The sequence below is a fragment of the Paenibacillus antri genome (assembly GCF_005765165.1).
Taxonomy (GTDB): Bacteria; Bacillota; Bacilli; order Paenibacillales; family YIM-B00363; genus Paenibacillus_AE; species Paenibacillus_AE antri.
This window is the reverse complement of sequence record NZ_VCIW01000080.1, coordinates 1-515: the sequence shown is the minus strand read 5'-3', so window position 1 is coordinate 515 and position 515 is coordinate 1. Positions and strand designations below refer to the sequence as shown.

General features: G+C 40.8%; 1 pseudogene. It reads right to left on the bottom strand.

Features of this window, described 5'->3' with window-relative positions:
* Window positions 1–35: 35 nt before the first annotated feature.
* Window positions 36–515: pseudogene (ompA, locus tag FE782_RS33545) on the bottom strand (porin OmpA); the annotation flags it as partial.

Below are 515 nucleotides of genomic sequence, written 5' to 3'. Positions count from 1 at the left end.
AGGGTTACTAATTTAACTTTAGAAAATTAACTAAATTACATAGTTACTTCTTTAGTACCTTGAACTTGAACTTCAACACGACGATCCGGTGCTAAGCAAGCGATTAATGCTTTACGACCTTTAACTGCATCACATGTTGCGCCGGTTACTGGGTTTGCTTCACCGTAACCTACTGCAGTTACGTTTGCAGGGTTTTGACCTTTAGAAACTAAGTAGTTAGCTACAGTTTCTGCACGGCGTTGTGAAAGTTTTAAGTTTGAAGCTTCTTTACCGATACGGTCTGTATAACCGTTAACTTGGATAGCTGGAGTTGCTAAACCTAAGTTAGCGATTTCAGTGTTAGCTGCGTCTAAAGCTGTTGCTGCTGCTGGTTTTAAGCTTGATTTACCGAAATCAAATAAAACGTCTGAGCTGAATGCGAAGTTTTTAGTTACAACTTCTGGCTCAACAACTGGTGCTACAGCGCCTTGACCGAAACGGTATGATAAACCTGCTGTTACAGAGTGGATATCAGG